The following is a 26,980-nucleotide window of genomic DNA, read 5'->3' as shown; positions in this document are numbered from 1 at the left end:
TTCATAGAAAACAAAACACTACTTTCATGTGTAAAATTTAACTTTTAATACATATTAGTTAGAATTAGAAGACTCATTCAATTGTCGCATCGAAAAATTCCTCTATATAAAATCAATACTAACAGAAATGATGTTAATTCGGTTTCTAAAATAGTCAAAAAAAATATGAATTGGGCTATAGGTCCTGAAATTGAAAAATTTGAAAAGAAATTAGCAAACTACGTTGGAAGTAAATTTTGTGTCACATTCAATTCAGGAACATCAGCTCTTCATGCATCATTACTGTCTATTGGATTGAAATCTAATGAAGAGGTGTTGGTTCCATCTTTCACGTTTGTTGCAACTGCTAATTCTGTGCTTATGGCAGGTGGAATTCCGCATTTTGTTGATATTGAAAAAGAAAAATTCGGATTAGATCCTGCTTTAACTGAAGAATCTATTGACAAAAAAGTTAAAGCGATAATGCCCATTCATTATGCAGGTTTACCGTGCAAAATTGAAGAATTACGTAAAATCGCAGATAGAAAAAAAGTTTTTCTTATTGAAGATGCAGCTGAATCTTTAGGTTCTATATTAAACAAGAAAAAAGTAGGCTCATTTGGTGATCTGTCTGTACTTAGCTTTGCGCCAAATAAAATAATTACAACTGGAGAGGGTGGAGCTGTACTGACTAATTCTGAAAAATTTTATGAAAAACTAAAGCTTCTACGTTCTCATGGAAGGTTAGAAAATTCTAATTATTTCTCATCATCGCAAAAACCGGAGTATGTGCAACTAGGATATAACTGGAGGATGGCTACGATGGTTGCAGCATTGGGAATTTCTCAACTTTCCAGAATTGAAAAACTTATTGCAATGAGAAGAAATAATGCAAAATTCATTTCAACAAAAATAAAGAAATTTTCTGAAATAACTATTCCACCAGAACCAAAAAACAATAAACATGTGTTCCAGCTCTACTCTATTTTATTACCTGATTCAAAAATAAGAAATGATCTAATGCAATTCCTTGGAAAAAGAGGAATTATGACTAAAGTTTATTTTGAGCCAGTACATAGAACCCCATTTTATAAAAAAATTACATTGGATAAATTCAAACTAGATAATACTGAGGAAATATCTGACAGAATCCTGTCCTTACCTATTTACCCAGATTTGCAGCAAAAAGATCTTCAGTATATTACATCTTCAATTTCTGATTTCTTCAAAAATTGATTCTTTCAATTTTTCTAATATACTCAAGAAGTAATCGCAATTCATTCAAATCAAAACTAACTGGATTATCCACAAAAGATCTTGTTTTGTCTGATGTTATGTGAACTTCTATTATTCTTGCACCGCATACGGCAGCTGTTATTGGTGCAATAATTTCTGGACAATGATTCGAAAATCCGTCAAAATCCCTTATATGTTGAAATTGCAACTCATTTAATTCACAAGGATATTTTGGGACTACATATAGCCACTTAATTTGTGGGTCTTTCCAATATTTGGAATTCTTAGGTGATTTCTCTGAACTTATTATGACTTCTTTTTTAGTTTTTTTTATTTTTTTGACTAACTCTGTCTCCACATCCTTCAAAAGACTTCTGCCATCATATTCGCGTAATTTGAACCGACTTACAAATGGATTAAGAAATTCAACTGCTTCTGGAAACATTGGAGTAGAAAACCATTCGATTCCTATTGATTTTGCCAAATTATCTATAATTTCAATATTTTCTGGTAAAATTGATGATTTTATTAGACGCTTACTTTCAGGATGATCTTTTATCATGTCTTCAGAAAATGATTGGAATTTCACAGCATCACATCCTGCATTTTTTGCTGCTTGAATCATTTCTGAGGCTATTTTTTTATCTCCGTCCCAGTTTACTCCTATCTCAGCTACTACAAAAAACATGATAAATTTCTCCCTAATTCATATAAATACTCTAATCCGTTCTTAAATGATTTGACAAGAAAAATCTCAATCACTACTGGAACAAGGGCAGAATATGGAATTTTACGACCTTTGTTATTTGAAATACAAAATAGCAAATCCTTGGAATTGTACCTTTTGGTAACTGGCATGCATTTATCTGAAAAATATGGAAAAACAATCAATGAAATTAAAAAAGACGGCTTCAAGATTTTCTCAAAAATCCCAATGATGCCAAACAAAGATTCTACATTAGAATCAACAAAACAGTTAGGACATGCAATTATTTTATTTTCTCAAGCTTTTGATAAAATTAAACCTGACATAAATCTAGTTTTAGGAGATCGAGATGAAATGTTGGCATCTTCAATAGCTGCATATCACATGAATATTCCTAATGCCCATATTCATGGTGGAGATCGCTCAAAGGGTGGAATTGATGAATATAATAGACATGCTATAACAAAAATGTCTAATATCCACTTTGCAGCATCCAAAAAAAGCAAATCTAGAATTATTAAAATGGGCGAAGATCCAAAACATGTTTTTTTCACAGGTTCTCCAAGTATTGATGATGTTGTATCAAAAAAAATAATCGGAAAAGAATTTTTAGAAAAAAAATATGATATCAAATTTTCTGGAGATGAGATTATTCTTTTACAGCATTCTGTAACTACACAGATTGATGAAAGTGAAAAACAAATACTATCTACTTTGGATGCAATTAGAAAAATTGGAAAGAAAACAATTGCTATAGCTCCAAATTCTGATCCTGGAAACTCCGCTATATTTAGAGCATTAAAAAAATATTCAAAAAAATTTGATTTTATTAAATTCTACAGTAACGTTCCACGTGATGATTATTTGGGATTTTTAAAATATGGGGGAGTTCTAGTTGGAAATTCTAGCAGTGGGATGATTGAAGCAAGTTATTTTGGAATACCTGTAATAAATATTGGAATAAGGCAGATAGGACGTGAACATGGTAAAAATGTAATTGATGTAGACCATTCTAGCAAAAAAATTCTCCAAGCCATAAAAAAATGCTTAAAAACAAATGTTGTTAGAAAAACTGATAAGATCTATGGTGATGGAAATTCCTCCAAAATAATTATAAAATACCTTGAAAATATCAAATTAAATAACGATATCCTCAAAAAGCAAATTAGATATTAGAATTTAGAAAAAATATGACTGTGTGGAAAAAACCAGAAATCAAACATGGAAAACCTACAAAATATAACTACATTGTTCAATATCCTGAAAAATTAATTTTGGGAAAAAATTTTGATATTGGAACTTTTTCATACATCAATAGTTCTTATGGTGTTGAAATCCAAGATAATGTCAAGATTGGTTCTCATTGCTCCATTTACTCTAATTCTACAATAGACTCTAAAAAAGGAAAAGTTATTCTAAAAAAAAACTGTAAGATTGGCACTCATAGCACTGTCATGCCTAATGTGACAATTGGTGAAAATTCTATTGTGGCTGCATATTCTTTTGTGACTCAGGATGTTCCCAATAATGAAATCTGGGCTGGCGTTCCAGCTAAAAAAATTAAAAAAATACCATATAAAGATTGATTCAAATTTTTGAATTTTTTAGTTTTATTTTCGTTGATTTGCTTTCAAAATTTTTTTTATAAATTTCTAATAATCCTTCATTTATTTTTTTTAATTCTGGTTTATCGGAAAATAACTTAGTTATGTCGAAAAGTGAGAATGGTTCTTCTAGATTTTTATAAATTTCTTGGAATAATTGATAATCTTCAGGATAATCCAATGTGAGACGAATAGATTTTTCATCTGACTTTATTTTATCTGATGAAAGGTACTTGATTTTAAACAATCCTGTTTCTGTAAAGAATTTACCCCAACCAGTTTCAGTGTCGTTTGTATCTTTTTTTTCCCAAATTTTTTCCAGAGCTTCAAATTTTATTCCAATGGGTGTTGTGCCTAAAGGCAGATCCTTCCAAGCAACATAATCATATTTATTTCCTGAAAGGACATTGTTGGTTTTTTCTATAAATTCTGGTTCACAAAAAATATCATCACCATCAATATTGATTATATTTTTTATGTTGAATTCTTTTGCAGCATGATAGTATCTGTCAATGATGTCTTTTTCCTTACCACGATAAATCTTGATATTCATTTTTTTTGCTAAATTAACAATTTTATCATCTTCAGAATTGTTGGTTGTACATAATACAACTTGTTGTATTCCTCTGGATCTTTTTATTCTCTCTACTAGACGTTGAAAACATGGTTTTCCTGATAAGTCAAGCAATGATTTTGCTGGTAATCTTGAAGAAGATAATCTGACTGGAACAAAAGCAGCAGTATTCATAATTTTTCTATCCAAATCGTTTATTCACAACTTTCTAACTCTTTTATGATTAAATTGACTGCCTCTTTACCCTCTTTGTGAATGAATCTTTCAATATGGTAGTCCGGAGTTAACCCCTCATTAATAAATTCATTTTGTTTCTGTTCATATTCATCTATTGATGTAACAAATGGAATGCTATCAATTCCTATAAAATTCAAATTGCTTTTTAAATTAATTATGATTACCGGTTTATTTTTAATTGCAGCTTGAATTAACAATGTGGAACCCTTTCCTACAATTATTTCTGCATTGTTTATCAATGACTCTACATCGATATTTGAACTACCTTCTAACAAAATAATACTATTTAATTCTCCAATTTTTTCTTTATAGAATTGATTTGATAGTGATGGATGTAATTTTACAACAAGTCTATATCCCTTTGGTAAAACTATGTGGATTTTTTTAATCGTAAAAATTTCTTCTTCTAATGACAAAATATATTCAAGCTTATTTAGATTTGCACCAGCAATATACAAAATGTATTTACCAAATTCTGAATTTTCAATTTTCTCATTTTGAATTTGCCAAAACCCTACTTTTTTTATTAAATTTGAAGGGTAATTTCTATTTTCTAATATTTTTTTGTGGTACTCTCCCCATACAAGATATGTTGGAAGAATTTTTTTATCAAAATTTTTATGAATCAAAAAACCCATGTTAACTGGAATCTCTGAACTAATTATGCCACCTTGTGGTGTGATGACTTTTTTATGTATTTGTGATGCCCTAAAACAAAGTGCTCTACCTGCAGGACTGATTGAGTCAGTCGTAAAAATAATTCTTGGATTATTCTCAATAAAATATTTTTTTGAAATTTCTAACTCAAGCCTTACAAATGCTAATAATCGGGGAATTTGCTCAAGAAAAATTCTGTTGAATAATTGAAACGAGTCTACATCTTCAATTTGAAATACCTTTCTAAATGAATGTTGATCTTTTAACTCTTCAAATTTTTTTGAATAAAATTCTGTATTATTTTTAAACATTTTCAAGTCTGAAAAAGATGAATATCCGATCCAAGGATAAAATATTCCAGAAAAAATCATTAAGAAATTTTGTAAAATATTGCTGATTCCTTTTTTTGTTCCTGGTAAATTGCGAGATATAAAACTAAACTTTTCTCTATTTTCAAAAAAATATTCTGTAAATTCATTTACATAATGATCTATTATTAATTTTTGACCTTTTCTATTTTTTTCTAATGCTGAACTCCCATGTTTTAAAAAAACTCCTATTTCAGATTTATTTTTTGGATTCTTGATAAATTTTAAAAATAACATTTCAACAAACAATTTGATTTTATACAATAAAGAATCTGAATCCTTCGAAATTTTTTTCATAAAATATTTATTATAATTTGCTGAAAATTTGTACTTTTTTTTAAATATTTCAAGAATTTCCTTGATCGGAAAATCAAATGTTCCGATTACTTCTATTTCATTTGGATTGTATTTTTTAAGCAAAAATTCTATTCCTTTAATATTGTAAAATATGTCAAAAACTCCGTTTTTTGATTCCCAAACTGTATCATAAATAAACCACCACAATGAGGTGTTCTCAAAATTTAGTGTCTCAACAATTGTTTTGTTTGAATTAATTTTGGTTTCTGTGAAACTGTTAAACCATTCTAATGATGAACTAACTACTTCTTTCCAATTTTCTTTTGATTGCACAAATCTATGAAAGTTTAAAACTATGTATTTTTCGTTACGTAGAATCTCTTCTCGTAGTAAATCGTAAGTAACAACAAGTGAATTTGGGTTTTTTTCAAACTTTAACTCGTCTGGATTTTTGTTAAGGAAAATAATTTTTCTATTTTTATTCATGTTTTTCTAAAAATTCAAAGACTCCATTTGTTTTTAATCTTTAATAATCTCACAAAATTCTGGCTAGAAATTTTCATATCTAATGTTAAATTTTTTGATGTTCATCTAATCCATTTGAGGTATTTCTCAAATATGTTAATTAATGTCCATCTAATATCTTTGACGTGAAAAGGAAAATTCTTTTTTGGATTGATGATGGACTCATACAGTTTGGTATTTCTAGTTTTTTACAAAAAAAGTATGAGCATGAACTTTATGCAATAATTGATACAAATTATGTTACACGAAATTTCTTCAAAACTCAAAAAATAGTTAAATTCAGAAAATTTTGGCTGTACAGAGATTATCTTTCATCAAAACCTCATCAAATTGATTTTGACTATCTAAAATATTTTGAAGAAAAATATATGATTAATTTATGGCAATTGGCGTATTCTGAAAGAAGATTTTATCGCTTTAACGAGTATCATAAATTTACCTATGACGAAATTCTGTCAGTTACAGAAGATGAATGTAAAATATTTGAATCCGTAATAAATGAAGTAGACCCTGATTTTTTGTGTATTTCTGTCACTGATCTGCACAGAAATTTTCTTTTTTGTGAATTGTGTAGAAGTAGAGGTATTAAAATTCTGATGTTTAACCCAACAAGATTGTCTAATAGAGCAATAATTTCTGAAGATTACGACAAAATAGATGGTTTTGATAAAACGAATGTGAATTTTTCATCATCGTTACATCTTTCTCCTGATGATTTGAAAAATTATATCAAAAAAAAATCTGCTTATGAGTATATTGAAAAAGGAATCAAAAAAAAATTCTCTAACCAAAAATACAAACTATCAAAATTTGATATTGTTAGAAGACATTTACATTTTCTCTTTAAGGTCTGCAATGATGATTATAGAAAATTTTATGAAAATTGGGGACATACAAAAATTAAATTTTTAACAAAATCTGATTTTATTTTACCTTTCATTATTAAGCGTTGGAAAATGCAACGTTTCTTGGATAATAATGCAGTTCAAGAAGTTGATTTATCAAAACCCTTTGTATATTATCCACTTCATCATGAACCAGAGCGAACCATTCTTTTCAGCTCACCTTATTTTACAAATCAACTCGAGGTAATTAGAGACATTGCAAAATCAATACCTGTTGGATTTCAATTGTATGTTAAAGAACACTTTTCTATGAAACTAAACGCATGGAGAAATTCTTCATTTTATAAGGAAATTTTAGATTTGCCTAATGTTGTTTTAATCCATCCAAACGTAAAACCAGAATTATTGATGGAAAACTGCCAATTAGTTACAACAATTACAGGCTCTTCTGCTTTTGAAGCTGGATTTTATGAAAAACCATCCATTATTTTTGGGGAAACCAGTTATGATTATCTCCCTTTTGTTAACCGATTGAAAAATAGAGAAGAACTGCTTCCTTTAGTTAAAAAATGTCTTAATACAAAATATAATTATTCTACTCTTAATCACTACATAGAATTATACGAAAAAAATTCTTTTGAATTTGACAGACTTAGATTAATGCAAGAAATAGCCACACAATTACATGGTTTCAACGGAATGACAAAAGAAGTTAAAATCACAGACTTCCAAATGCAAAACTTCTTAGATAATCATAAGGAAGAATTTGAAACCCTGACATCAGAATATATGAAAAAAATTGAAAAAAATTCTAATTAATTCTAGAAAACCTTTTTTATTAATTAAAATAAAACATTTTAAATTTTCTGTTTTGGGTTCAGAAAAATTTCTCTCTAATCAGTATTTCTTTTAATTCTTTCTTAGATAATAATTCTGCATTCTCTGAAGAATAATCCATTTTCCATTTGTCCTTGTCCACTGGAGTTCCGTTAATTTTTATTTCTCCCCCCGTTTGCTTCTCATGTATTATAAAATCCTGTTCGTTTTCATAGGTATTTCTGAATTCTTCTCTGTTGATTAAAATTTCATGAAACTTTTCACCTGGACGAACAGACATCTCTTCCACTTGGTTCTTACAATTTGTTAATTCTATAATTGCATCTTTCATATCGTTTAATCTGTAAGCCTTAAGTTTTGGTACAAATATCTCTCCGCCCTTACCATTTTTCAATGCTCTCATAATTAATTCCAAAGCTTCATTCATTGTAATAGTAAATCTAGTCATTGAAGGATCCGTTATAGTAATTTTTTTCTTTTCAACTATCTGCTTTCTTATTATTGGTACAATCGAATTACTACTTCCCAAAACATTACCATATCTAACACACAAAAATTTTATGTCGCGATTCCCTTTGTAATAATTTGCTGAAACAAATAATCTTTCCATCAAAAATTTTGTTGCACCATATGTGTTAAAAGGTGAAACAGCTTTATCTGTTCCAATAGCTAAAGCCATTTTTACATTGTTATCTAGGCAAGCTTCTATCAAATTTTGTGTACCATCAACATTTGTTTTAACCGCTTCAAATGGATTGTATTCTGCTACTGGTACATGTTTTAAGGCAGCTGCATGAATTACTATATCAATTCCTTCGAGCGCACGTGAAAGTCTATGAAAATCACGAATATCTCCAATCAAAAATCTTAGTCTTTTGTCTTGTATTCCTGATTGCATCTGAACTTGCTTTGACTCATCCCTACTGAAAATTCTGATTGTGTTTACATTCGTTTCTAACAATTTCGCTGTGAGGGCTTGTCCTAGGGAACCTGTTCCACCTGTAATAAGGATTTTTTTCCCATCAAACATGAAAGTCGTTTTTGAGTAAAGAGTAAAAGTCTTACTTATCAACACACTTACAATCATTTAATTTGTTTGTAACTGAATAAATTCAATTTTATAGTTACGCAAAGAAATACTAGTATGGCCGTAGAAATTGGATGTATTATTCAGGCTAGAATGGGTTCCACACGATTGCCTGGAAAAGTAATGCAGAATGTAACTGAAAAAAAACCCCTAATTCATTTTCTATTAGATCAGTTAAAAGGTTCTAGCCAGATAGAAAAAATAGTTGTTGCTACAACAACCTTGCCTGAAGACAATATAATTTTTGATTACATTGAAAATCTTGGGGTTGATTGTTTTAGAGGAAATCCATTTGATGTATTGAATCGATATTATGAATGTGCAAAAAAATTTTCATTTTCTAATATTGTACGTATTACCTCTGATAATCCTCTGATAGATCCAAAGATCGTTGACAGTGTAATTACAAAATTTAAAACAGGATCTTTTGATTATGTAGCTAATTGTATTGAACGGACTTTTCCATATGGAACTGAAACTGAAGTTTTTTCATTTCGTGCATTAGAATCAGCTTCAAAAAATGCTCATTCTGATAATGACAAAGAACATGTCACCCCATATTTCAGGAATAATCAAAAATTCCGAACATTTGATCTAAAATATTTTAAAGATATTTCCAAGTTAAGATGGACTGTTGATACAAAGTCAGATCTTGAGTTTGTAAAAAAAATCATCTCAAAAATACATACAAGACCAATTCTTTTAGATGATATTCTGAATTTGCTCCAAAATGATTCTGAATTATTAAAAATTAATTCGTCAAAACTATAAAGCATAAATTAATTTAACTAGTCACTACACGTATAATTCAGTTGAAAAAAATCAAACTATTTGATCCGGTCATAAATGCTGATGAACAAACAGCTGTTTCAAGAGTATTAAAAAGCCGGTTTTGGGCATCAGGCAGTGGACAAGGAAATGTAAATCTTTTTGAGAAAAAATTTTCTGAATATGTTGGCAGTAAAAGATGTGTTGCTGTAAACAGTGGTACTTCAGCATTACATTTGGCACTTTCACTCTATGATGTTAAAGGAAAAGAAATTATTGTACCATCTATGTCTTTTGTATCTACTGCTCATGCAGCTCTGTATAATCAGGCAAAGCCTGTGTTTGTAGATATAGATCCCACTACTTTATGCTTAGATCCAAAAAAAGTTAGAGCAAAAATCACAAAGAAAACAGGCGCAATTTTAACCGTTCATTTCGGAGGGATGCCTTCAAATATTTTAGAACTATCAAAAATTTGTAAAGAAAATAAAATTCCGTTGATTGAAGATGCTGCACATGCAACTGGCAGTTCATTTAATGGAAAGATGATCGGTTCGCATGGAGATGCAGTATGCTTTAGTTTTCATCCTGTGAAAAACTTGGCCATGCCAAACGGGGGATCTATTTGCCTTAATAACAAATCATCTACAATTCACAATAAACAAAAACTTGAGTCATTACGATGGTGTGGAATATCAAATAGAAAGGGAACAAATTATGATGTTTCTCATCTTGGTTGGAATTTTTATATGAATGAATTTTCTGCCGCAATAGGAATAGAACAATTAAAAAAACTTGCAACTTCAATTTCCAAAAAGAAAAAACTTGCAAAGAAATATTCTAAACAAATTAACACTGAACAAAAAATGCCTTTTGATAATTCATGTTCTTATCATTTATTTTGGATTCAGGTTAATAATAGAAACAAATTCATAGAAAAAATGAATAGATCTGGAATTGAAGTAGGAACTCACTACAACCCGATTCATAAAATGTCTCTTTACGCTAAAAAATCATCAAACTTGCCAATAACCGAAAATATTGGCAAAAAAATTGTTTCTATTCCCATACATCCAAACCTGTCTGATTCTGATGTAGATTACATTATCTCAAAAATAAATAAATTCATTTGAAATTTTCACAAAAATATTCAATTACTGCATTTGATGTTGGAATAATTTTTTCTATGTTCTTATTATGGAATGTATTGATCTCTTTCAAGTCAATTAAAAATGGTTTTGTATATTCTGTAGAATTTTGAAATTTTTGCAAAAACTCATTTTCATTTATTCTAATTTTTAATCTACAACATATGTCATAAATTTTGTTTTTGTTATCTTTTACAATTCCTAGTGGTTTAACTTCGAGAATTTGTTTATTTGAAATCCCTATTTCTTCCTCAAACTCTTTCTTAATCTTTGAAATATAATCGATTTTGTTATCTTTTATGTCTGAAATATCTATATTTCCTGAAGGTACCAATTCTATCATTCCTGGATATTCTGTACTGAATTTACCTCTTTTAGCAAAAACAAGTTTGTTATCATTTAATAATATGACTCCACTTACTCCTAACTGATTAACTTTAATTCCTAGTTTTGGCTTCTTTCTATCAGCTAAGATTGTTTTATAATCTGTAAAAAAAACATTAATCGTTGTTTTTGTCTTATTTTTTTTTATATCTATAACAACTGGCGACTTGGAATCAAACAAAGAGTTGTTTTTATTTTTTAATTCTTTCCAAATTCTTGCAATCTCTCCTTTAATCTCCTTTGAAAAAACTAAATTATGTTTTTTGAGATTTACCACGATGTCTCCCTTTGCAATAAAACTATGCTGTTTGCTTTTTTCAATTAAAGACAATATGTCTGAAGATGTTTTGTTTTTCACATTAATACAATTCAATCCTACTTTACGCGCACTTTTAATCCCATTTTCAGAATCTTCTAACACGATTACTGTCTTAGGTTTATTGATATTTGAGAGAAATTTTTCATAAATTTCTGGATTAGGTTTTGATTTTTTTATTTTATCACCACATAAAATTGAATCAAAGATTGAATGAATATTGTTATTTTTGATATATTGAAAAACAATATTTTCTTTGGCAGATGTAACAAGACCTATGTGGTAATCTTTATCTTTTAAATTCCTCAAAAGTTTTTTTCTACCAGGAAATAATTTTACATCTTTAAAATTTTCTTGAATAATTTTATCATATTGTAAATATAATTCTGTTTCCTTTTCTTTTAACCTATATTTCTTTTTAAGATATGAAATTATTTCATTCAGTGTAGGCCCATCTAATCTTTTGAAATCTTCATCATTAAATTTCAGATTTTTTGATTTCATGAACATACTGAATGATTTTTTCATCACACTCATACTGTTTACCAATGTTCCATCAAAATCAAAAATTATCCATTCGTTTTTTTTATTCATAATCTTCGGCTGTAATGCCCTGTCCGTATTCAATTTTCCTTCTTGCCTTTTTACCCTCTACATTAGAAATGTATTTTGGGTGGATACCTTTTTTTTGGTTCCCAGATCTTAAAATTCCAATATTTCTATTTTCTCTAAAGATTTCACCTTTTTTTATTGGTTTTATTGCTTGAATTGCTCTTTGGGCATATTTACGAAGTTCTTTTTCTTCTTTCTGAATTATTTTTTTACCTGAACCCAGGCTTAATTCACAATTTCGAATTGCTTTTACCATTTGTTCCAATTCATTAGGAGTTACTGCAAAGAAATGATCTGGACCCGGCAATTTATTGTGTAAAGTAAAATGTTTTTCAATTACCGATACCCCTAATGAGACAGCAGATATAGGAGCAATTATGGGATCTCTGCTATGATCTGAAAAACCTACTTTTACATTGAATTTTTCTTTTAACGTTCGGATTACTTTCAAATTTAGAGATGAAAATGGAGCAGGATATTTCGCAGTAGTCTGTAACAGTGTGATATCAGAGCCTCCATTTTCTTTAAAATGATTTAATGCCCACTCAATTTCATCCATTGTTGCAGCACCTGTAGAGAGTAATAGTGGTTTTTTTGTTTTAGCTACAAATTCAATTAGTCTACTATGCGATATTTCATACGATGCAATTTTATGTCTTTTAACATATGGATCTAATGCTTTTGCATCATTAACTGAAAATGGTGTTGACATAAATTCTATGTTAAAAGATTTACAAATATCTGCCAATTCTGGAATTATTTTATGTGGCATAGATAAATCATCAAAAATATCTCCAATGGATTCCTTTATGCCAGCTTTTGATAGATAACTTGGACTACCTGCATTTTTCACATAAACTGATTCTGATTTGTATGTTTGAAATTTTATTGCATTTGCGCCGGCATTACTGGCAGATTCAATTAACACTTTGGCCATTTTTAGATCCCTATTTGAATCACCTAATTTCCAATTGGAACCTGCTTCAGCAATAATGAATGTTCTCTTCTTCAAGATACCTTTCCCTTCTCTGAATTATAAATTTTCATTCTTCAATCTATTCCTTAATTTTTTTAAGAAGTTTATATGCAATTATCTTTTTTTTATCTTTTTTCAGATTTATCATATGAAATCCATTTTTTAAAGCAAACCAAAGAGCTATTGGTTGATCAGTTTTAACAATTACATAAATTTTCGAAAATTTTAATTTTGCAGCTTCGTTAAATAATTTCTTTATAACTTTTGTACCAATTCCTTTGTTTCTAAATTTTTTTGATATGATGTATCCGAGTTCTTGATTTATTATCTTAGCATGTCCAATTATCTTTCCATCTAGACAGATTGACCAATGCCTGTTTTTCCTTGATTCCTGTAATTGATCCTTTATGTATTGTTTATATCCCAAAATAGAAAAAACCTTTGAATTAATACTTGCATCTCTATTGTCCTGTTCATTTCTTATTGATGTTAATATTTCCCAGTCGTTCTCATTTACTTTCTTTAGAGAAATTCTTTTCATTTTACTAAGAACAGTTCATTTTAATGATTTTTAAACGAAGGGTTCAAAAAAAGGTTATTTGAACATAAATTAATGAAATATGTTTTGTGTGCTCACAGAGATTGGGCCAAAAAATTATTTGTGAAGCTGTCAAAGAAATACAAATCCTTTATTCTATTGGAAAATCCTAAAACTCTTACCTTTTCATATCTTGAACAAATTCAACCAAAATACATATTTTTTCCTGATTGGTCTTGGATAATACCTTCTAAAATTGTAAACACATTTTCATGTGTTTGCATTCATGAATCAAATCTACCTAAATTCAGAGGAGGAAGTCCATTACAAAACCAAATAATTCGTGGAATCACAAAAACAAAATCAACGGCTTTTATCATGAATGAAAAATTAGATTCTGGTGATATCTTACTTCAAAAAGATCTCTCATTAGAAGGCTCAATTGATGAAATTTTTGATCGTATGATAGAAAATGATTTTAAAATCATCTCTGAAATTATCAATGGAAAATTCAGTAGAAGAAAACAAAATGGACACCCAACAGTTTTCAAAAGAAGACTCCCAGAACAAAGCGAACTGAAAAATCTTAATTTTTCAAAGCTTTACTTGTATAATTTTATCAGGATGTTATCTGATCCATACCCAAATGCCTTTATTAAAATTGGCAAAAGAAAGATTGTCTTTAAGAATGCAAATTTTGATGGTAAAAATCTACACTGTGAGGTTAGCATAGAATGAAAATTTTAGTAATTGCTGCACATCCTGATGATGAAGTCCTTGGAATGGGTGGAACAATTGCAAAATTTACAAAATCTGGACATGATGTAAAAATTCTCATTATGGCAACGGGTATATCTGCCAGGCGTTCTGATAATTACAAAAATGAATCAAAATATGAGAGCACTCCAGTCTTAAATCAAGAAATGCTTAAACAAATCAAACTATTAAAAAATGATGCAATAAAAGCTGCAAAAATTTTAGGATCTGATAATGTTGATTTTTTTGATTTTCCCGATAATGAAATGGATACTGTTTCAAATTTGAAAATTACAAAATCAATAGAAAATTCAATTAAAGAATTTAAGCCAAATTCAATCTATACTCATTCAAATATTGATATCAATATTGATCATCGTATATTGTATAATTCTGTTTTAACTGCAACCCGACCAAATTTCTCAAATTCTGTTTGTGAAGTTATCACATTTGAAGTACCTTCATCATCAGAATGGAATTTTCCTAATGTTTTCTCTCCAAATATTTTCGTAGATATCACAAAAGAACTCAAAATTAAACTAAAAGCCATGAAAGCATACAAAAACGAAATTCGAAGTTTTCCACATCCACGTTCTTTAGAGTCTTTAGAATCATACGCAAAACGTTGGGGTACAGTATCTGGTTATAAAGCAGCAGAAGCATTTTCTTTGGTAAGAAAATTAATTTAAATTTTAATCTATTTTAGTAATTCTTCAACTAATTTCTTGGTTTGTCCAATCGGAAAAAATTTTTTCCTTGAATTAATATGCCATTCATCATTTTCAAAAAGTTTTTCTAAGTAAACTTGAAACTCTTCTGGATTGTGAGCAAATGGCAAGTCATTTATTCCCATAAAATCTGAATTATTTCCAAAATTTACTAAAATAATCGGTTTACATTTTGTAATTGCATCAAGTACAGCAGTCGTAAATTTTGCGACGATTATTTTTGAATTTTCTATTAGATCATAAATATCATGTTCGTTGGTAATTAATACACCTTTTTCATTTTTCAAAAATTTTTCATAAACATTTAACGGATGTGTAGGATGAAGTTTTACGATAATCTTTATTGAGGATGGTGTTTTCTCTCGAATTTTTTTAATCGTAAAAATTTCATCATCAAATCTGTGAATGTAATCATATTTGCCAAAATTTGCCGCTGCTAAAAATAAAATATATTCTCCTAACTGTAGCTTTTTTCCTTTTCTTGCCATAAAAAATCCTACATTTGTAATTTTTAATTTTGGATATTCCCATTCCGAAAATAATTCTTCGTAAAATTCACCCCATACGAATAACTCTGGAAGTAATCTTTGATCATAATCTTCATGAATTAAATTTCCATCTATAATGGGATTTTTAGCTTTGTGTCCAACTTGTAATGCTATCACTCGTGTTTTTGAATTTCTAAATGTATACGCTAATGCTTTTGCTCTTAAATTTAACATATCTGTTGTTACTATCTTTTTTGGTTTGTATTTTTTTGCAAAGTTTTCTGCAGATAGTAATTCTAGTTTTGCTAAAAATATGTACATTGGAAGTTTTTCCCTAAACAAGTTTTGGATCATCGGATATACATCAACTCCTTCAAAATTCCATGTTTCTCTAAACTCATTTTCATTTTCCAACTCAATAATTTTTTTCTGAATTTTTCTCTCTATCGATTTTCTTTTTAACAAAAATATTGTGGGAAAAAATTTTGTGAAATTTTTATTTGAAATAAATTCAATCTTTGACGAGTTATTTTTAAAAAATTCCTCTAATCCTCTGAAATACCATTGATTTGAATTTTCAGAAAAAATCACAATTGGTTTTTTATTACCTATTGAAATTATTTTCATTTTTAAAATATCAATTAAATACAATATTCTAGACGTTTTGACGTTTCTGGTGTCTATAACTGATTTTCTAATTAATAATTCAAAACTATATTTTGATTGAAAACATTTCAAAATTTTTGAAATGGGATAATCAAACTTTCCTATAATTTCAATTTGAGTTGGATTGTATGTTTTTAGTAAATCATTTAATGTTTCAAAATAATAAATAGATTCAAAAATTCCTTCTTTTTCAGTCCATAGAAAGTTTGATATTATCCACCAAAGCGAAAGCTCTTGAAATTTGAATAACTCTAAAATAGTTTTTCCATTTTCGAGCTTCTTTTTATGCCATTCCTTTAACCATTTCTGAGCTCTTGAATTAATTCGTGCCCAATTATTTTTCTCTTGAGCAAATCTGTGAAAATAAATTACAGGAATATTTTTTTCAATTTTTTCGTATTCTACAGATAAATCAAAAGTCACAACGCCATTTACATTTTCTAAATGTGAAATAGTGTCTAATTTCTGACTATTGCCTAAAATTATGATTTTTTTCATTTTTTAATTCCTTTAGTTCTGTAATTAGTCTATCTGATGAATTTCCATCAATAATTCCTAGTTCTTTTTCAGCAAATTCTTGAGCTTTTTCTAATTTTGTTTCTATATTGTTCTTTTCCAAAATCTTTTCTATCGTATTGGGCAATTCATTTTTATCTCTGATCACAAATGCTAATTCATTTTTTATTGTTGGTACTTCTGTATGTGCCGAAAATAAATCCATTGCAATTACAGGTTTTTTCAATCTCATTGCTTCTAATCCTACCGTCGAATATGACACAATCACTAAATCTGAAATTTTTAATATTTCATATAGATTCCCATTTTCAACAATCTTACAATTTTTTATTTTATTTTCATTAATAACTTCTTGATAAAACCTAGCGTTTTTCTCTAATGGATGTAGTTTTATAATCAATTCTAATTCGTGATTTTTCTTTATGTAACAAATTACCGCATTTACTATTTCTTTTGTTTCTGTGAAATCTGGAAGATTTTCTGAAATCAATGTGATTATTTTTTTATTTTTTTTGATGTCTAGATTTTCGCTGATTTTTTCTTGCTCTGAGTCAGATAATTCATTTTTCAAAAAGTCTAACCTATGATTTCCTGTGACTATGAGTGCTTCAGTTGGAAAATTTCCACTTTCTGAAAGAATTTTCTTGCTATTTTGGCTCCACACACACATTTTATCTGGCAATGGAAAAAGTATGTCCTTGTTTTTACCAGTGATGTGCTCTTCTTTGTGAACATAGGGTAAGATCCCTTCAAAAATTGTTCCGTGTTGAATTGATACAGTTGGAATGTGTGCTTTTTTTGCAGCATTAATGATTGATAATTGTAAAGAACCATATTCATCGTGCATCAATATAACTGAAGGTCTCTTAACTTCAATAATTTTTTTTGATGCCAATATCATTCCAGTAGCAACAAAAGCCTTCAACTCTCTTAACAACTGTTCAATATCTTCATTGATAATTTTATAAAGAGAAATTCCATCATATGTTAATGAATTGTGAAATTTCTCTGTATTTTTGCAGTTTTCCCACACAACTAGAATTTTTTTATGCTGTTCTCTAGCTCTTAAAATCATAGAAATTGTAAGAAATCTTTCCCATGGAATAACCTCCACCCCCATTGATTTTTGTCTAGATCTGTTAATAAAAAATGATTGAATCAGATTTTTGGGATTATTTTCATAATCTACAAGAACAACATCCTTGGAGTTGAATTTTTTAATAATCCCTCCAAAAATTGTATCATTCCATGCATACTCCTTCCTTAAATTATCATACTCTTTTTTCCAATTCCCAAGCTCAGTAAGAATCATTATAGATGACTCATTAAATTTTTTATTTATTGAAAAAGGAAATAACCCACGAAATATTTTTAGTATAATTAATTTTAATATGTTCAATTCTATTTTTTTCCCATTATTTTCTAAATTAGTTATTTCTGTCTTCTGAATCTTTTTACCACATAATTCTGAAATTATATGATTGATATCCCTATTTCCTTTAATCCAAATTTTTTTTGGCTCTTCAATTTTTAATAAATTCTTAATTCTTTCAATATCTGATATTAAATTTTTTATTCTATATAAAAAAAAACGATTTTCTAAAAACCAAAAAATTGTTAAACCCTCAAAGGTAAGTAATTCTTTAAAATTTTTATTATTAAAAATAGGTATATCTGCCCAATCTTTAAGCCATGCAATTGCTTTTTCATTTTCATTGTCACCATATTTTGAATAAGATGATAATGTTGTGCTTTGGTATCCTTTTATCTCAAAAAAATTCTTCAATTTTTCATTTTTGCATACAATCAAAATTTTTTCCTTTGAATCTATATCTTTAACAAATTCTAGTGCATTTTTTTCTTCAAAAATAAATACTAAATTATTATTCATAGATTTCAGTAACCTGTATGTATTATAATGATTAAATTGTGTATATATAAAAAAACATTACAAAATCACTTTTCCCAAGTTTAATTTCAAAGATAATCAAGCTAATAATTATAGATATGATAGGTATTATCAAATGTTATCTTTTTCATAATATGTCTAATATCACAGGTCATTTTTTTAGAAGACGTTGGTTAGATTTTAGAAATGGTCATGGACTTTACTTAGCTTTTGTAATGTCCTTTACAAATTTTATTCTAATCGGTTATAATTTTGCAGTTAAAAAAGCACCATTTTTAAGTGACTTTTTTGATAATACGATAGTTTTTGCTTTGGTCTTTATCGGTTTTTATATTCCGGTTGCAATGATCATTGGATATTATCACAGAAGAAAACAATATGTGGTTGAGGCAGAAGTTGGTTTACAAGAAAACTGGCCAATTGTATGGATTTTAAGATACCAGATTAGATTAATTCAAGGAGAAACAACTCCTGAAGAAAATAAAAGGATGTTAACTTATTTAGATAATATTTTAAAAAGACATAAAAAAGAAGATTTGATGTTTGATGATGAAACTAATAAAAAATAACTTATTCTAATTTTTGTTTAATAAAATCAATCTCATTAACAGGAGTTGAATTTACTCCTAATTCTACTGAACAAAAAATTGTTTGATATACATCTTTTACTTTAACACACGTGTCTGAAAAATGAAAATTCCTATTTTTAAAATTTTAGGGATATTTATTTTTGATTTCTAAAATCTTTTCAACTATTCCAAGTACATCTGAATCTAGTTCTGCACTAATCAGAATCAATCCTGCCCCGCCAATTGGAATTGTTAGTCGATAAATTTTTTCATATTTAGCTAATGCAAAAATTGGTTTCCCTATCTTATCTGCTGTTTTCTTTCTTGTAGACCAGCGATACACTGCTTGTGATAATGATAATTCTGTTTCTTCTCTTGATAAATGACTTTTTATTCCATTTCTCATTTTATCATAAAGTTCTCCATAATCATAAATGCCGACATATCTAATTTTTTTATCTGCTTCTAGTATTTCATCACAAATTTTTTCGTATTCCATATCGATCACTATTGAGGTTCAATGGTTGCCGGAGGTTTACTTGAAATTGTGTAAGTTACCCAAGTTACATCTTCAATCTCATTTGTTATTCTGTTACTCATTTTTTCTAGTAAACCATGAGGAAGTCTAGTCCAATCTGCTGTCATTGCATCAATTGAATCAACAACTCTGATCATTACAATATTGCCATACTTTCGCTCATCACCAACAACACCTACTGCCCTATCATCTCCAACTGCTGCATATGCCTGCCAAACCTTTTCATATAATCCAGCCTCCATTAACTCATCTTCAACAATTTTACTGGCTATCTTTGCAATATTTAATTTCGTTGGAGTTATCTCGCCAATTATTCTAACTGCAAGACCTGGTCCTGGAAATGGATGTCTCATGAAAAGTTTTTCAGGGACATTTAGGATTTTAGCTATCTTCCTTACTTCATCTTTGTAAAGTTCTCTTAGTGGTTCTAGAATTTCTAAATTTAGCCAATCTGGCAAACCACCAACATTGTGATGCGATTTAATTACTGCTGCAGGGCCTTTAGAAACTCCACTCTCAATTACATCTGGATACAAAGTTCCTTGAGCTAACCATTTGAATGGACCATTTTTTTCAGCAAATTCAGTAAAAACATGAATAAATTCTTCACCTACAATCATTCTTTTTTCTTCAGGATCTTTTACACCCTTTAATTTTCCAAGAAACTGCTCTTTGGCATTAACCGCAGTAAAATTAACTTTAAAATTATCTTTGAACATTACCTCAATTTCTTTTTCTTCATTTAATCTAAGTAACCCATTATCTACAAAAACACACTTTAGTCTATCTCCTATTGCTTTATGAATTAACAATGCAGCTACCGTGGAATCAATACCTCCACTAACACCACATAGGACATTTCCATCAATTTGGGAAATTTTTGCTACAGCGGTATCGATAAAGCCTTCCATTGTCCAGTCTTGTTTTGCTTTACAAACCTTTAACACAAAATTCTTGAGAATCTCTGTTCCTTGTTCTGTATGTACAACTTCAGGATGAAATTGAATTCCAAATACAGATTTTTCTTTTGATGAAATTGCTGCTGCTTTTGCACTTTCGGTATGACCTATTACTTGAAATCCTGGTGGTATTTCTTCTGCTTCATCACCATGGCTCATCCATGCTCTAACTGATTCACCTACCCCATTAAGCAGATCTGAATCATTATCAATTGTTAGAAGTGATGAACCGTATTCTTTATTTGCTCTCTTTACTTTGCCGCCATATTTATTTACAATTAACTGATGTCCATAACAAATCCCTAGCAATGGCAAGTTCATCTCAAAAATTTTATTTTCTGGAATAGGCGCATCTGGATTATACACACTTGATGGGCCTCCTGAAAAAATAATTCCTTTAGGATTATGTTTTTGAATTTCTTCATAGCTAATATCAAAAGGAACAAGTTCAGCATAGACTGAAAATTCTCTAATTCTTCTACAAATTAGATGACTATACTGCGAACCAAAATCTAAAACTAGTATTTTGTCCATTCTATCCCTTGTTAATATTTTCAAGCATTCGAGTTAATGACCAGCCTGCGGTGTTAATTAACTCAGTAACTCTTTCTTTTTGTCTGTAGTTTTTGATAATTATTTCTCTAATGTCTGAACCCTTCTTGTTAATTATATAATCAATTATTGATTCTTTTTGGATTTTTCCATTTTCTGCTTCAATGGAGTCTTTCTTTTTCATTTCTCCAATTATTCTATCTAAAAAGAATGATTTGAAAGGTGGCGTATCGGCATTTATTTCAATTTCATTTGATAAAATTATGGATACCTGTTCTGGTGTAACAAATGCATTTGCAAGAACTTTTCCATCGTTTCCTCTTTTAATAGGAATTAAATTCACTATTGGTTTCTCAACAATCTCCGTTTTACTCTGATCTTCTGGCCTTTTTGATGATGCTAACTGTGAGGCTTTAGTAAAACTGGAGTCTTTTAAGAATAGATCTAAAGTAGAAATGTTTTTCTCAAGCATTTCAATCGATTCTTGATGTCTATCTATTTGTTCGATCAAACTTTCTTTTAGAGCAACAATCTCCTTCACCTGTTCCTCTGAGAATTTCATAATTTTGTAAATGGGATATGGGTATTAAATGCATTCTAGGTAATTATAGTATCAACTTCTTTGTATGATATTTTCTTGAATCCCATTATTGGTTTTGAAGTAGTAAATAATTCTGAATTTGTTATTGTTGACAGCCATTCCAAAAGGGATTTTCCTCTTTTTAATTTCCTTAATTTTGTTTTTCTTTCTGCCTTCTTTGTTTGTGAATATTTTCCTATCCTATCTCCAAAATCCATTCCAAATAAGATAATTTTCTTTGCTCCATAATGATTTGCAAGAAATACAGCTCTATCTCCATCTGTAAACCCTCCAAAATTTTTAATTTTACCAAATGGTTTTGTTTGAGTTGTACCAATACAATTTTTAATTTTTTTTACAAATTCTAATTTTTTAATATTGTCACCATGTGCATGAACAACAAAAACACATTTTGTTTTTACAATTTTTTTAAAAGATCCAATATCACCATCTAAATCCGTAACTACAATTTCTGGAATTATTCTATTCTCTAAAAGTAGATTTACAGAACTATCTGCTGCAATCTTTACAATTTTTAAATTTTTTAATTTTGTAATTGCATCTGATAAAGATGGTCCAGAACCAATTACACAAACTGTTTTGCCCTTAACTAATTTGCAAATTTTTTCATCAATTTTATTATTTTTTAGAATAGAGTTTAGAATTTTAGCTGATTCATTATCCTTTTTTTCACTGTAATTAAATTCTTTTAAAATCTCAGAATACCTCTTTTTCCAACCTAAAATCATCATATCACTCAAATTGAGTTGGTTTTTCATAAATCATGTGGCAAAACTAGCAAATGTAAAGGTTGGAGGTGCGAATCCTATTAGAATAATGGGTATTCTTAATACAAGTCCTGAATCCTTTTACAAAAAATCAATCTCTTCAAGCAAATCTCAAATCAAAAATGTTGTAAAACAAATGGAATCAGATGGAGCAGATTTTATTGATATTGGAGGTATGTCTACTGCTCCATATCTTTCAACTATTGTAAGCGAAAAAATAGAATCTAAACGAATTCTTGATGCAATCAATGTAATTCAAAATTCATCAAATCTTCCTATCTCAATTGATACATGTAGATCTAATGTTGCTAGAAATGCATTAGAATGCGGAGTTGAGATAATCAATGATATTTCAGGTTTAAAATATGATAAAGATATGCAAAATGTGATTTCTCAGTATTCGCCATCCTTAATTTTATGTGCTTTTAGCAAAAATATACTATCTGGAAACTTCATAACTGAAACAAAAAAACTTCTAAATGAAAGTATTAAAATTGCAAAAAAATCTCATGTCCCTACAGAAAAAATTGTATTAGATCCAGCTATAGGATTTTTTAGAAAAAATGGAAAAGGTCCATTTTTTACAAAAATAAAATCTGATTGGGTAAAACGAGATCTTACTACAATCAAAAATTTACAGTCAATAAAACAAAATTTTCCTATGTTGATCTCAGTATCAAACAAATCTTTTATTGGAAATATTTTATCACAAAAAGATCCATCTGATCGATTGTTTGGATCTATTGCCGCTGAAGCAATATCTGTTATTAATGGGGCTGATATCATTCGTACACACAACATCCAAGCATCAAAGGATGCGATAAGAATTGCCTCTAAACTCAAATCTTAACACAAAGGCTTATAATCAATATTTTACTTTCTTAACAAGGTTTCATTGGAATTCAAAGAAGGATTAACTTTTGACGATGTTCTTCTTGTACCCAAATATTCTGATATTACAAGTAGAAGTCAAACCGATCTTACTACCAAATTATCAAGAAATATCTCAATTAACATTCCTTTTGTTAGTGCAAATATGGATACTGTTACCGAATCTTCAATGGCAGTAGCAATGGCTCGATTTGGAGGAATAGGGATTATTCACCGATTCTTGACTATCCAAGAGCAGGCAAACGAGGTTCTTAAAGTAAAACGTTCAGGTAGCGTGATGATAGAGAACCCATATTCAATTTCTTCTGATAAATCTGTACAATATGCATTAGATTATGCTGAGGATAAAGAAATCTCTGGATTACTAGTAATTGACTCTGATTCTAAGCTAGTTGGAATTGTGACTGAGCGAGACCTACTTTTTGCAAACTCTAAATCACTGATTAATGAAGTAATGACTAAAGATGTTGTAACTGCAAAACCTGGGGTTACCTTAGATGAAGCAAAAGAGATTTTGCACAAACACAGAATTGAAAAATTACCAATTGTAGATGATTCTGGAGTAATCAAAGGACTGATTACAAGTAAAGATATTACAAATAATGCAGATTTTCCCAATGCCTCAAAAGATAAAAAAGGAAGACCACTAGTTGGAGCTGCTGTAGGAGTAAAGGGTGACTTTTTAGAAAGAAGTGAATCTCTTTTAGAAGCAGGAGCTGATGTACTAGTTGTAGATATTGCTCATGGACATAGCGAAAATGCACTAAGCACAATTAGAAATATCAAAAAAGCATTCCCTGATTGTGAATTAATTGCAGGAAATATTGCAACGGCACAGGGAGCTGAAGATTTAATCAAAGCTGGAGTTGATGCTGTTAAAGTTGGAGTTGGCTCAGGTTCAATTTGTATTACTAGAGTTATCACTGGTTCAGGAGTTCCACAATTAACTGCCGTTATGGATTGTGCAAAAGTTGGAAAAGACCATGGAGTACCAATTATCTCTGATGGTGGCACTAGAACTTCAGGTGATGCTACTAAGGCACTTGCTGCAGGTGCATCATCAGTAATGGTTGGAAGTATGCTTGGAGGAACAGATGAATCACCTGGTACTGTTTTAACAAAGAATGGAAAGCGTTTCAAAGTTTATCGCGGAATGGCATCACTTGCTGCATCTATTGGAAGAAAATCAAAAGAGACAGGAACGATATCCCTTGATGATGACCTTAATGATTATGTTGCAGAAGGAGTTGAGGCCATGGTTCCCTACAAAGGAACAGTTACCGATATTCTCAAACAGCTAACTGGTGGAGTACGTTCTGGTCTTAGTTATTGTGGAGCTCATTCCATTCCTCAAATGCAAGAAAATGCTGAATTTATCAAAATGTCAAGAGCAGGATTTGCAGAAAGTCAGCCCCATGATGTCTCTTTGATGTAGATAATTTTTTAAGCAGTATCTAGAGTCACTAGTTTGTGTTAACTAAACGAACCATAATAGGACTGATTGTAGGGAGTGCCATTATTGCAATTGGTGGATACTCTCTAATTACGTCAATTGGTTTGCAAACTGTAAATGTAAATGAAACATTTGGTGTTGGGGAGTCAACCTCTTATCAAATTTCAGCATCTGATGGGGCTGTACAACAAATGAAAATTACTGGCGAAAAATTTAATCTAAAATTATCTAGTCCTGGAACAGGATTACAAATTCCAAAAGAAGGTGATTCTTTTGTTACTCATGAAAAAGAAGTGACACTAAATTGGGTTCATCTAAAAGATGGTGTTACCAAAATTCAACTACAAAATCTAGGTTCTACCGATATGACTGTTGAGGCAACACTCAATGTAACAACTGATCCGATTCTATTTTCATATCACTTTATAGTGATTATCTCTGGAATGATAATTATTGGATTTAGTATGGGTTTTACTATACGAAAACCTAAAGGATTCTAGCTTAATTTATCTGAACGATACGATCCTAGCACTTTCATGAATAATGTCTCTTTTTTGATATTCTCAAGCATCTCTGAAATCTTAGAGTTTTTCTGATGTCCTTCAAAATCAACATAGAAATTATACTCCCATGTGTTTGACTTGGTTGGTCTTGATTCAATCTTTGTTAGATTGACATTATTTTTGTGAAAGTGATCAATAATTCTGTATAATGATCCTGGTTCGTGCTTTATTGAAAAGATTATTGACGTCTTGTCATTTCCTGTCTCATCTGTTTCTTTTTTAGATAAAATCAGAAATCTAGTGTAGTTATTGAGGTTATTTGCAATATTCTCAGCAATTATGGGTACGTCATTGATTTTTGATGCTGCTTTACTGGCAATACAGGCACAATTTTTCTTGTTTAACTCTTTAACAATTTTTACACTTCCAGCAGTATCATACGATGGAATTGTTTTGAGATTGTGCGCTTCTATGAATTTTCTGCATTGACCTAATGCTTGTGGATGTGAATACACAGTATCTACATCTTCTATCTTGCCAATCCCAATTAGACAATGCTCTATTCTATGATAAACTTCTCCTGTTGCATAAAGTGATGTTGAATAAAGCAAGTCATAGCTTTCACCAACACTTCCTTCAATAGAATTCTCTACAGGCAATATCGAGTATTCTGTATTGTCTTTAGTAGTGCTATCTAATACATCTGCAAAGGAAACAAAGGGAATAGTTTGGATTTCTTCTTTAAAAAATGATCTTGCCGCTGCTTCACTATATGCCCCTCGTTCACCTTGGAACGAAACATTGATCATTTTTACTCTCTCAGATTCACAAAATCACCATTGCCAAAGTTTGATGAAAGTTTTCTCTCATCAATCCATGCACATTCTGTACATTTAATGGCGTCTCTCATTGGAACAACTTTGCCCCCACATTTTCTACATTTTGTAAATAAAACTCCTAAATTTGGTTCGTTAATTGCTGCATGAATTGTTCCATTAAGATGACTAATAATTTTTAGTGTAACTATATCATTTGTTAGTGCAACATTTCTTATTCTTAAATTTCTTGTTGAGCATACACATTCAACTTTTGAAGTAGTTGGCTTTCCATTGATGTAATCAATTGATACTGCTATCATTGATGACATTACTGCAGCTACTGTACCAATAATTATATCACCCACCTTTGGTATAGAAAGCATTTTTGGATGCTTTATGCTGGCAGTTCTATTTTCTTTATCGATATCTTTTTCACCCACGGTTGCTGCTCTGACCATATCTCCATCATCAAAGGTGTTGAATCCAGCCTCATATTCTTCAATTGATGCTATTTTTTCACCAGGAAATACGTAATTTTCAGACATAAGTGGATTTTCGTAGTTATGATTATA

Annotated in this window: 27 protein-coding genes; 12 read left to right on the top strand and 15 right to left on the bottom strand. The window is 29.7% G+C overall.

The window, feature by feature from the left end; genetic code table 11:
- Positions 1-81 precede the first annotated feature (81 nt).
- Positions 82-1,215: a DegT/DnrJ/EryC1/StrS aminotransferase family protein gene (locus tag K5790_RS09880; RefSeq protein WP_297594646.1), complete on the top strand. Its 1,134-nt coding sequence runs from the start codon at positions 82-84 to the stop codon at positions 1,213-1,215.
- On the opposite strand, the gene K5790_RS09875 is transcribed toward K5790_RS09880, so the two are convergent.
- The gene (locus K5790_RS09875) at positions 1,205-1,903 is read right to left on the bottom strand and encodes an N-acetylneuraminate synthase family protein (protein WP_297594644.1); all 699 of its coding nucleotides are present in this window, start codon (positions 1,901-1,903) and stop codon (positions 1,205-1,207) included. The genes K5790_RS09880 and K5790_RS09875 overlap by 11 nt on opposite strands.
- Positions 1,904-1,954: 51 nt before the next feature.
- On the opposite strand from K5790_RS09875, the gene neuC reads away from it, so the two are divergent.
- Positions 1,955-3,097 (top strand): UDP-N-acetylglucosamine 2-epimerase, encoded by a 1,143-nt coding sequence (gene neuC, locus K5790_RS09870; protein ID WP_297594642.1) that lies wholly within the window; start codon positions 1,955-1,957, stop codon positions 3,095-3,097.
- Positions 3,098-3,111: 14 nt separating this feature from the next.
- Positions 3,112-3,507: a DapH/DapD/GlmU-related protein gene (locus K5790_RS09865; protein WP_297594640.1), complete on the top strand. Its 396-nt coding sequence runs from the start codon at positions 3,112-3,114 to the stop codon at positions 3,505-3,507.
- Position 3,508: 1 nt separating this feature from the next.
- Here K5790_RS09865 and K5790_RS09860 read toward each other — a convergent pair whose 3' ends face one another.
- A complete protein-coding gene (locus K5790_RS09860; RefSeq protein WP_297594638.1) occupies positions 3,509-4,288 on the bottom strand; it encodes a hypothetical protein in 780 nt (259 codons plus the stop codon).
- Between the two features lie 5 nt (positions 4,289-4,293).
- Entirely contained in the window at positions 4,294-6,144 is a 1,851-nt protein-coding gene (locus tag K5790_RS09855) for a hypothetical protein (protein WP_297594635.1), read from the bottom strand.
- Between the two features lie 164 nt (positions 6,145-6,308).
- Here K5790_RS09855 and K5790_RS09850 point away from each other — a divergent pair, with 164 nt between their 5' ends.
- On the top strand, positions 6,309-7,847 hold the full coding sequence (locus tag K5790_RS09850; RefSeq protein WP_297594633.1) for a hypothetical protein: 1,539 nt from the start codon (positions 6,309-6,311) through the stop codon (positions 7,845-7,847).
- A gap of 58 nt (positions 7,848-7,905) precedes the next feature.
- Here K5790_RS09850 and K5790_RS09845 read toward each other — a convergent pair whose 3' ends face one another.
- A complete protein-coding gene (locus K5790_RS09845; protein WP_297594632.1) occupies positions 7,906-8,895 on the bottom strand; it encodes an SDR family NAD(P)-dependent oxidoreductase in 990 nt (329 codons plus the stop codon).
- 114 nt (positions 8,896-9,009) lie between these two features.
- Between K5790_RS09845 and K5790_RS09840 the strand changes: the two genes are divergently transcribed.
- Positions 9,010-9,723, top strand: a complete 714-nt coding sequence (locus K5790_RS09840) for a glycosyltransferase family protein (RefSeq protein ID WP_297594631.1) — start codon at positions 9,010-9,012, stop codon at positions 9,721-9,723.
- 41 nt (positions 9,724-9,764) lie between these two features.
- Positions 9,765-10,853 (top strand): DegT/DnrJ/EryC1/StrS aminotransferase family protein, encoded by a 1,089-nt coding sequence (locus K5790_RS09835; protein WP_297594629.1) that lies wholly within the window; start codon positions 9,765-9,767, stop codon positions 10,851-10,853.
- Here the strand turns inward: K5790_RS09835 and K5790_RS09830 are convergent.
- Genes K5790_RS09830 through K5790_RS09820 form a run of 3 tightly spaced genes read right to left on the bottom strand, consistent with a single transcriptional unit; the run spans position 10,846 to position 13,697 of the window.
- Positions 10,846-12,162 carry an HAD-IA family hydrolase gene (locus K5790_RS09830; RefSeq protein ID WP_297594627.1) on the bottom strand — a complete coding sequence of 439 codons (1,317 nt, stop codon included), beginning with the start codon at positions 12,160-12,162 and terminating at the stop codon, positions 10,846-10,848. The genes K5790_RS09835 and K5790_RS09830 overlap by 8 nt on opposite strands.
- The gene (locus K5790_RS09825; RefSeq protein ID WP_297594625.1) at positions 12,155-13,192 is read right to left on the bottom strand and encodes an N-acetylneuraminate synthase family protein; all 1,038 of its coding nucleotides are present in this window, start codon (positions 13,190-13,192) and stop codon (positions 12,155-12,157) included. The genes K5790_RS09830 and K5790_RS09825 overlap by 8 nt, the downstream gene beginning before the upstream one ends.
- A gap of 43 nt (positions 13,193-13,235) precedes the next feature.
- Positions 13,236-13,697, bottom strand: a complete 462-nt coding sequence (locus K5790_RS09820) for a GNAT family N-acetyltransferase (protein WP_297594623.1) — start codon at positions 13,695-13,697, stop codon at positions 13,236-13,238.
- 72 nt (positions 13,698-13,769) lie between these two features.
- Here K5790_RS09820 and K5790_RS09815 point away from each other — a divergent pair, with 72 nt between their 5' ends.
- Entirely contained in the window at positions 13,770-14,432 is a 663-nt protein-coding gene (locus K5790_RS09815) for a formyltransferase family protein (RefSeq protein WP_297594622.1), read from the top strand.
- Positions 14,429-15,139, top strand: a complete 711-nt coding sequence (locus tag K5790_RS09810; RefSeq protein WP_297594621.1) for a PIG-L family deacetylase — start codon at positions 14,429-14,431, stop codon at positions 15,137-15,139. The genes K5790_RS09815 and K5790_RS09810 overlap by 4 nt, the downstream gene beginning before the upstream one ends.
- A gap of 8 nt (positions 15,140-15,147) precedes the next feature.
- On the opposite strand, the gene K5790_RS09805 is transcribed toward K5790_RS09810, so the two are convergent.
- Positions 15,148-16,830, bottom strand: coding sequence for a hypothetical protein (locus tag K5790_RS09805; protein WP_297594619.1), 1,683 nt, complete (start codon positions 16,828-16,830; stop codon positions 15,148-15,150).
- A complete protein-coding gene (locus K5790_RS09800; RefSeq protein WP_297594617.1) occupies positions 16,802-18,739 on the bottom strand; it encodes a CDP-glycerol glycerophosphotransferase family protein in 1,938 nt (645 codons plus the stop codon). The genes K5790_RS09805 and K5790_RS09800 overlap by 29 nt, the downstream gene beginning before the upstream one ends.
- Before the next feature lie 152 nt (positions 18,740-18,891).
- Between K5790_RS09800 and K5790_RS09795 the strand changes: the two genes are divergently transcribed.
- Positions 18,892-19,326: a hypothetical protein gene (locus K5790_RS09795; RefSeq protein WP_297594616.1), complete on the top strand. Its 435-nt coding sequence runs from the start codon at positions 18,892-18,894 to the stop codon at positions 19,324-19,326.
- Between the two features lie 145 nt (positions 19,327-19,471).
- Here the strand turns inward: K5790_RS09795 and K5790_RS09790 are convergent, their stop codons facing one another.
- From K5790_RS09790 to K5790_RS09775, 4 genes are read right to left on the bottom strand one after another with little or no spacing between them, the layout of a single operon-like run.
- Positions 19,472-19,825 (bottom strand): hypothetical protein, encoded by a 354-nt coding sequence (locus K5790_RS09790; protein WP_297594614.1) that lies wholly within the window; start codon positions 19,823-19,825, stop codon positions 19,472-19,474.
- 8 nt (positions 19,826-19,833) lie between these two features.
- On the bottom strand, positions 19,834-21,357 hold the full coding sequence (guaA, locus tag K5790_RS09785; RefSeq protein ID WP_297594613.1) for a glutamine-hydrolyzing GMP synthase: 1,524 nt from the start codon (positions 21,355-21,357) through the stop codon (positions 19,834-19,836).
- 1 nt (position 21,358) lies between these two features.
- A complete protein-coding gene (locus tag K5790_RS09780) occupies positions 21,359-21,937 on the bottom strand; it encodes a hypothetical protein (protein WP_297594612.1) in 579 nt (192 codons plus the stop codon).
- A 35-nt stretch (positions 21,938-21,972) separates the two neighbouring features.
- Positions 21,973-22,707: a 6-hydroxymethylpterin diphosphokinase MptE-like protein gene (locus K5790_RS09775; RefSeq protein WP_297594767.1), complete on the bottom strand. Its 735-nt coding sequence runs from the start codon at positions 22,705-22,707 to the stop codon at positions 21,973-21,975.
- 34 nt (positions 22,708-22,741) lie between these two features.
- Here K5790_RS09775 and folP point away from each other — a divergent pair, with 34 nt between their 5' ends.
- The 3 genes from folP to K5790_RS09760 are packed head-to-tail and all read left to right on the top strand — an operon-like array spanning position 22,742 to position 25,587.
- The gene (gene folP, locus K5790_RS09770; protein WP_297594611.1) at positions 22,742-23,593 is read left to right on the top strand and encodes a dihydropteroate synthase; all 852 of its coding nucleotides are present in this window, start codon (positions 22,742-22,744) and stop codon (positions 23,591-23,593) included.
- Between the two features lie 45 nt (positions 23,594-23,638).
- On the top strand, positions 23,639-25,069 hold the full coding sequence (gene guaB, locus K5790_RS09765) for an IMP dehydrogenase (RefSeq protein ID WP_297594610.1): 1,431 nt from the start codon (positions 23,639-23,641) through the stop codon (positions 25,067-25,069).
- Positions 25,070-25,104: 35 nt separating this feature from the next.
- Positions 25,105-25,587 carry a hypothetical protein gene (locus K5790_RS09760; RefSeq protein WP_297594608.1) on the top strand — a complete coding sequence of 161 codons (483 nt, stop codon included), beginning with the start codon at positions 25,105-25,107 and terminating at the stop codon, positions 25,585-25,587.
- Here the strand turns inward: K5790_RS09760 and pheA are convergent.
- Together pheA and K5790_RS09750 are read right to left on the bottom strand one after the other, a co-directional pair.
- The gene (gene pheA, locus K5790_RS09755; RefSeq protein ID WP_297594606.1) at positions 25,584-26,399 is read right to left on the bottom strand and encodes a prephenate dehydratase; all 816 of its coding nucleotides are present in this window, start codon (positions 26,397-26,399) and stop codon (positions 25,584-25,586) included. The genes K5790_RS09760 and pheA overlap by 4 nt on opposite strands.
- 2 nt (positions 26,400-26,401) lie before the next feature.
- Positions 26,402-26,953, bottom strand: a complete 552-nt coding sequence (locus K5790_RS09750; protein ID WP_297594604.1) for an exosome complex RNA-binding protein Csl4 — start codon at positions 26,951-26,953, stop codon at positions 26,402-26,404.
- Between the last annotated feature and the right edge of the window lie 27 nt (positions 26,954-26,980).

Source organism: Nitrosopumilus sp. (assembly GCF_025698945.1).
Lineage (GTDB): Archaea > Thermoproteota > Nitrososphaeria > Nitrososphaerales > Nitrosopumilaceae > Nitrosopumilus.
The sequence above is the reverse complement of the archived record's forward strand: the minus strand, read 5'-3'. Positions and strand labels throughout refer to the sequence as shown.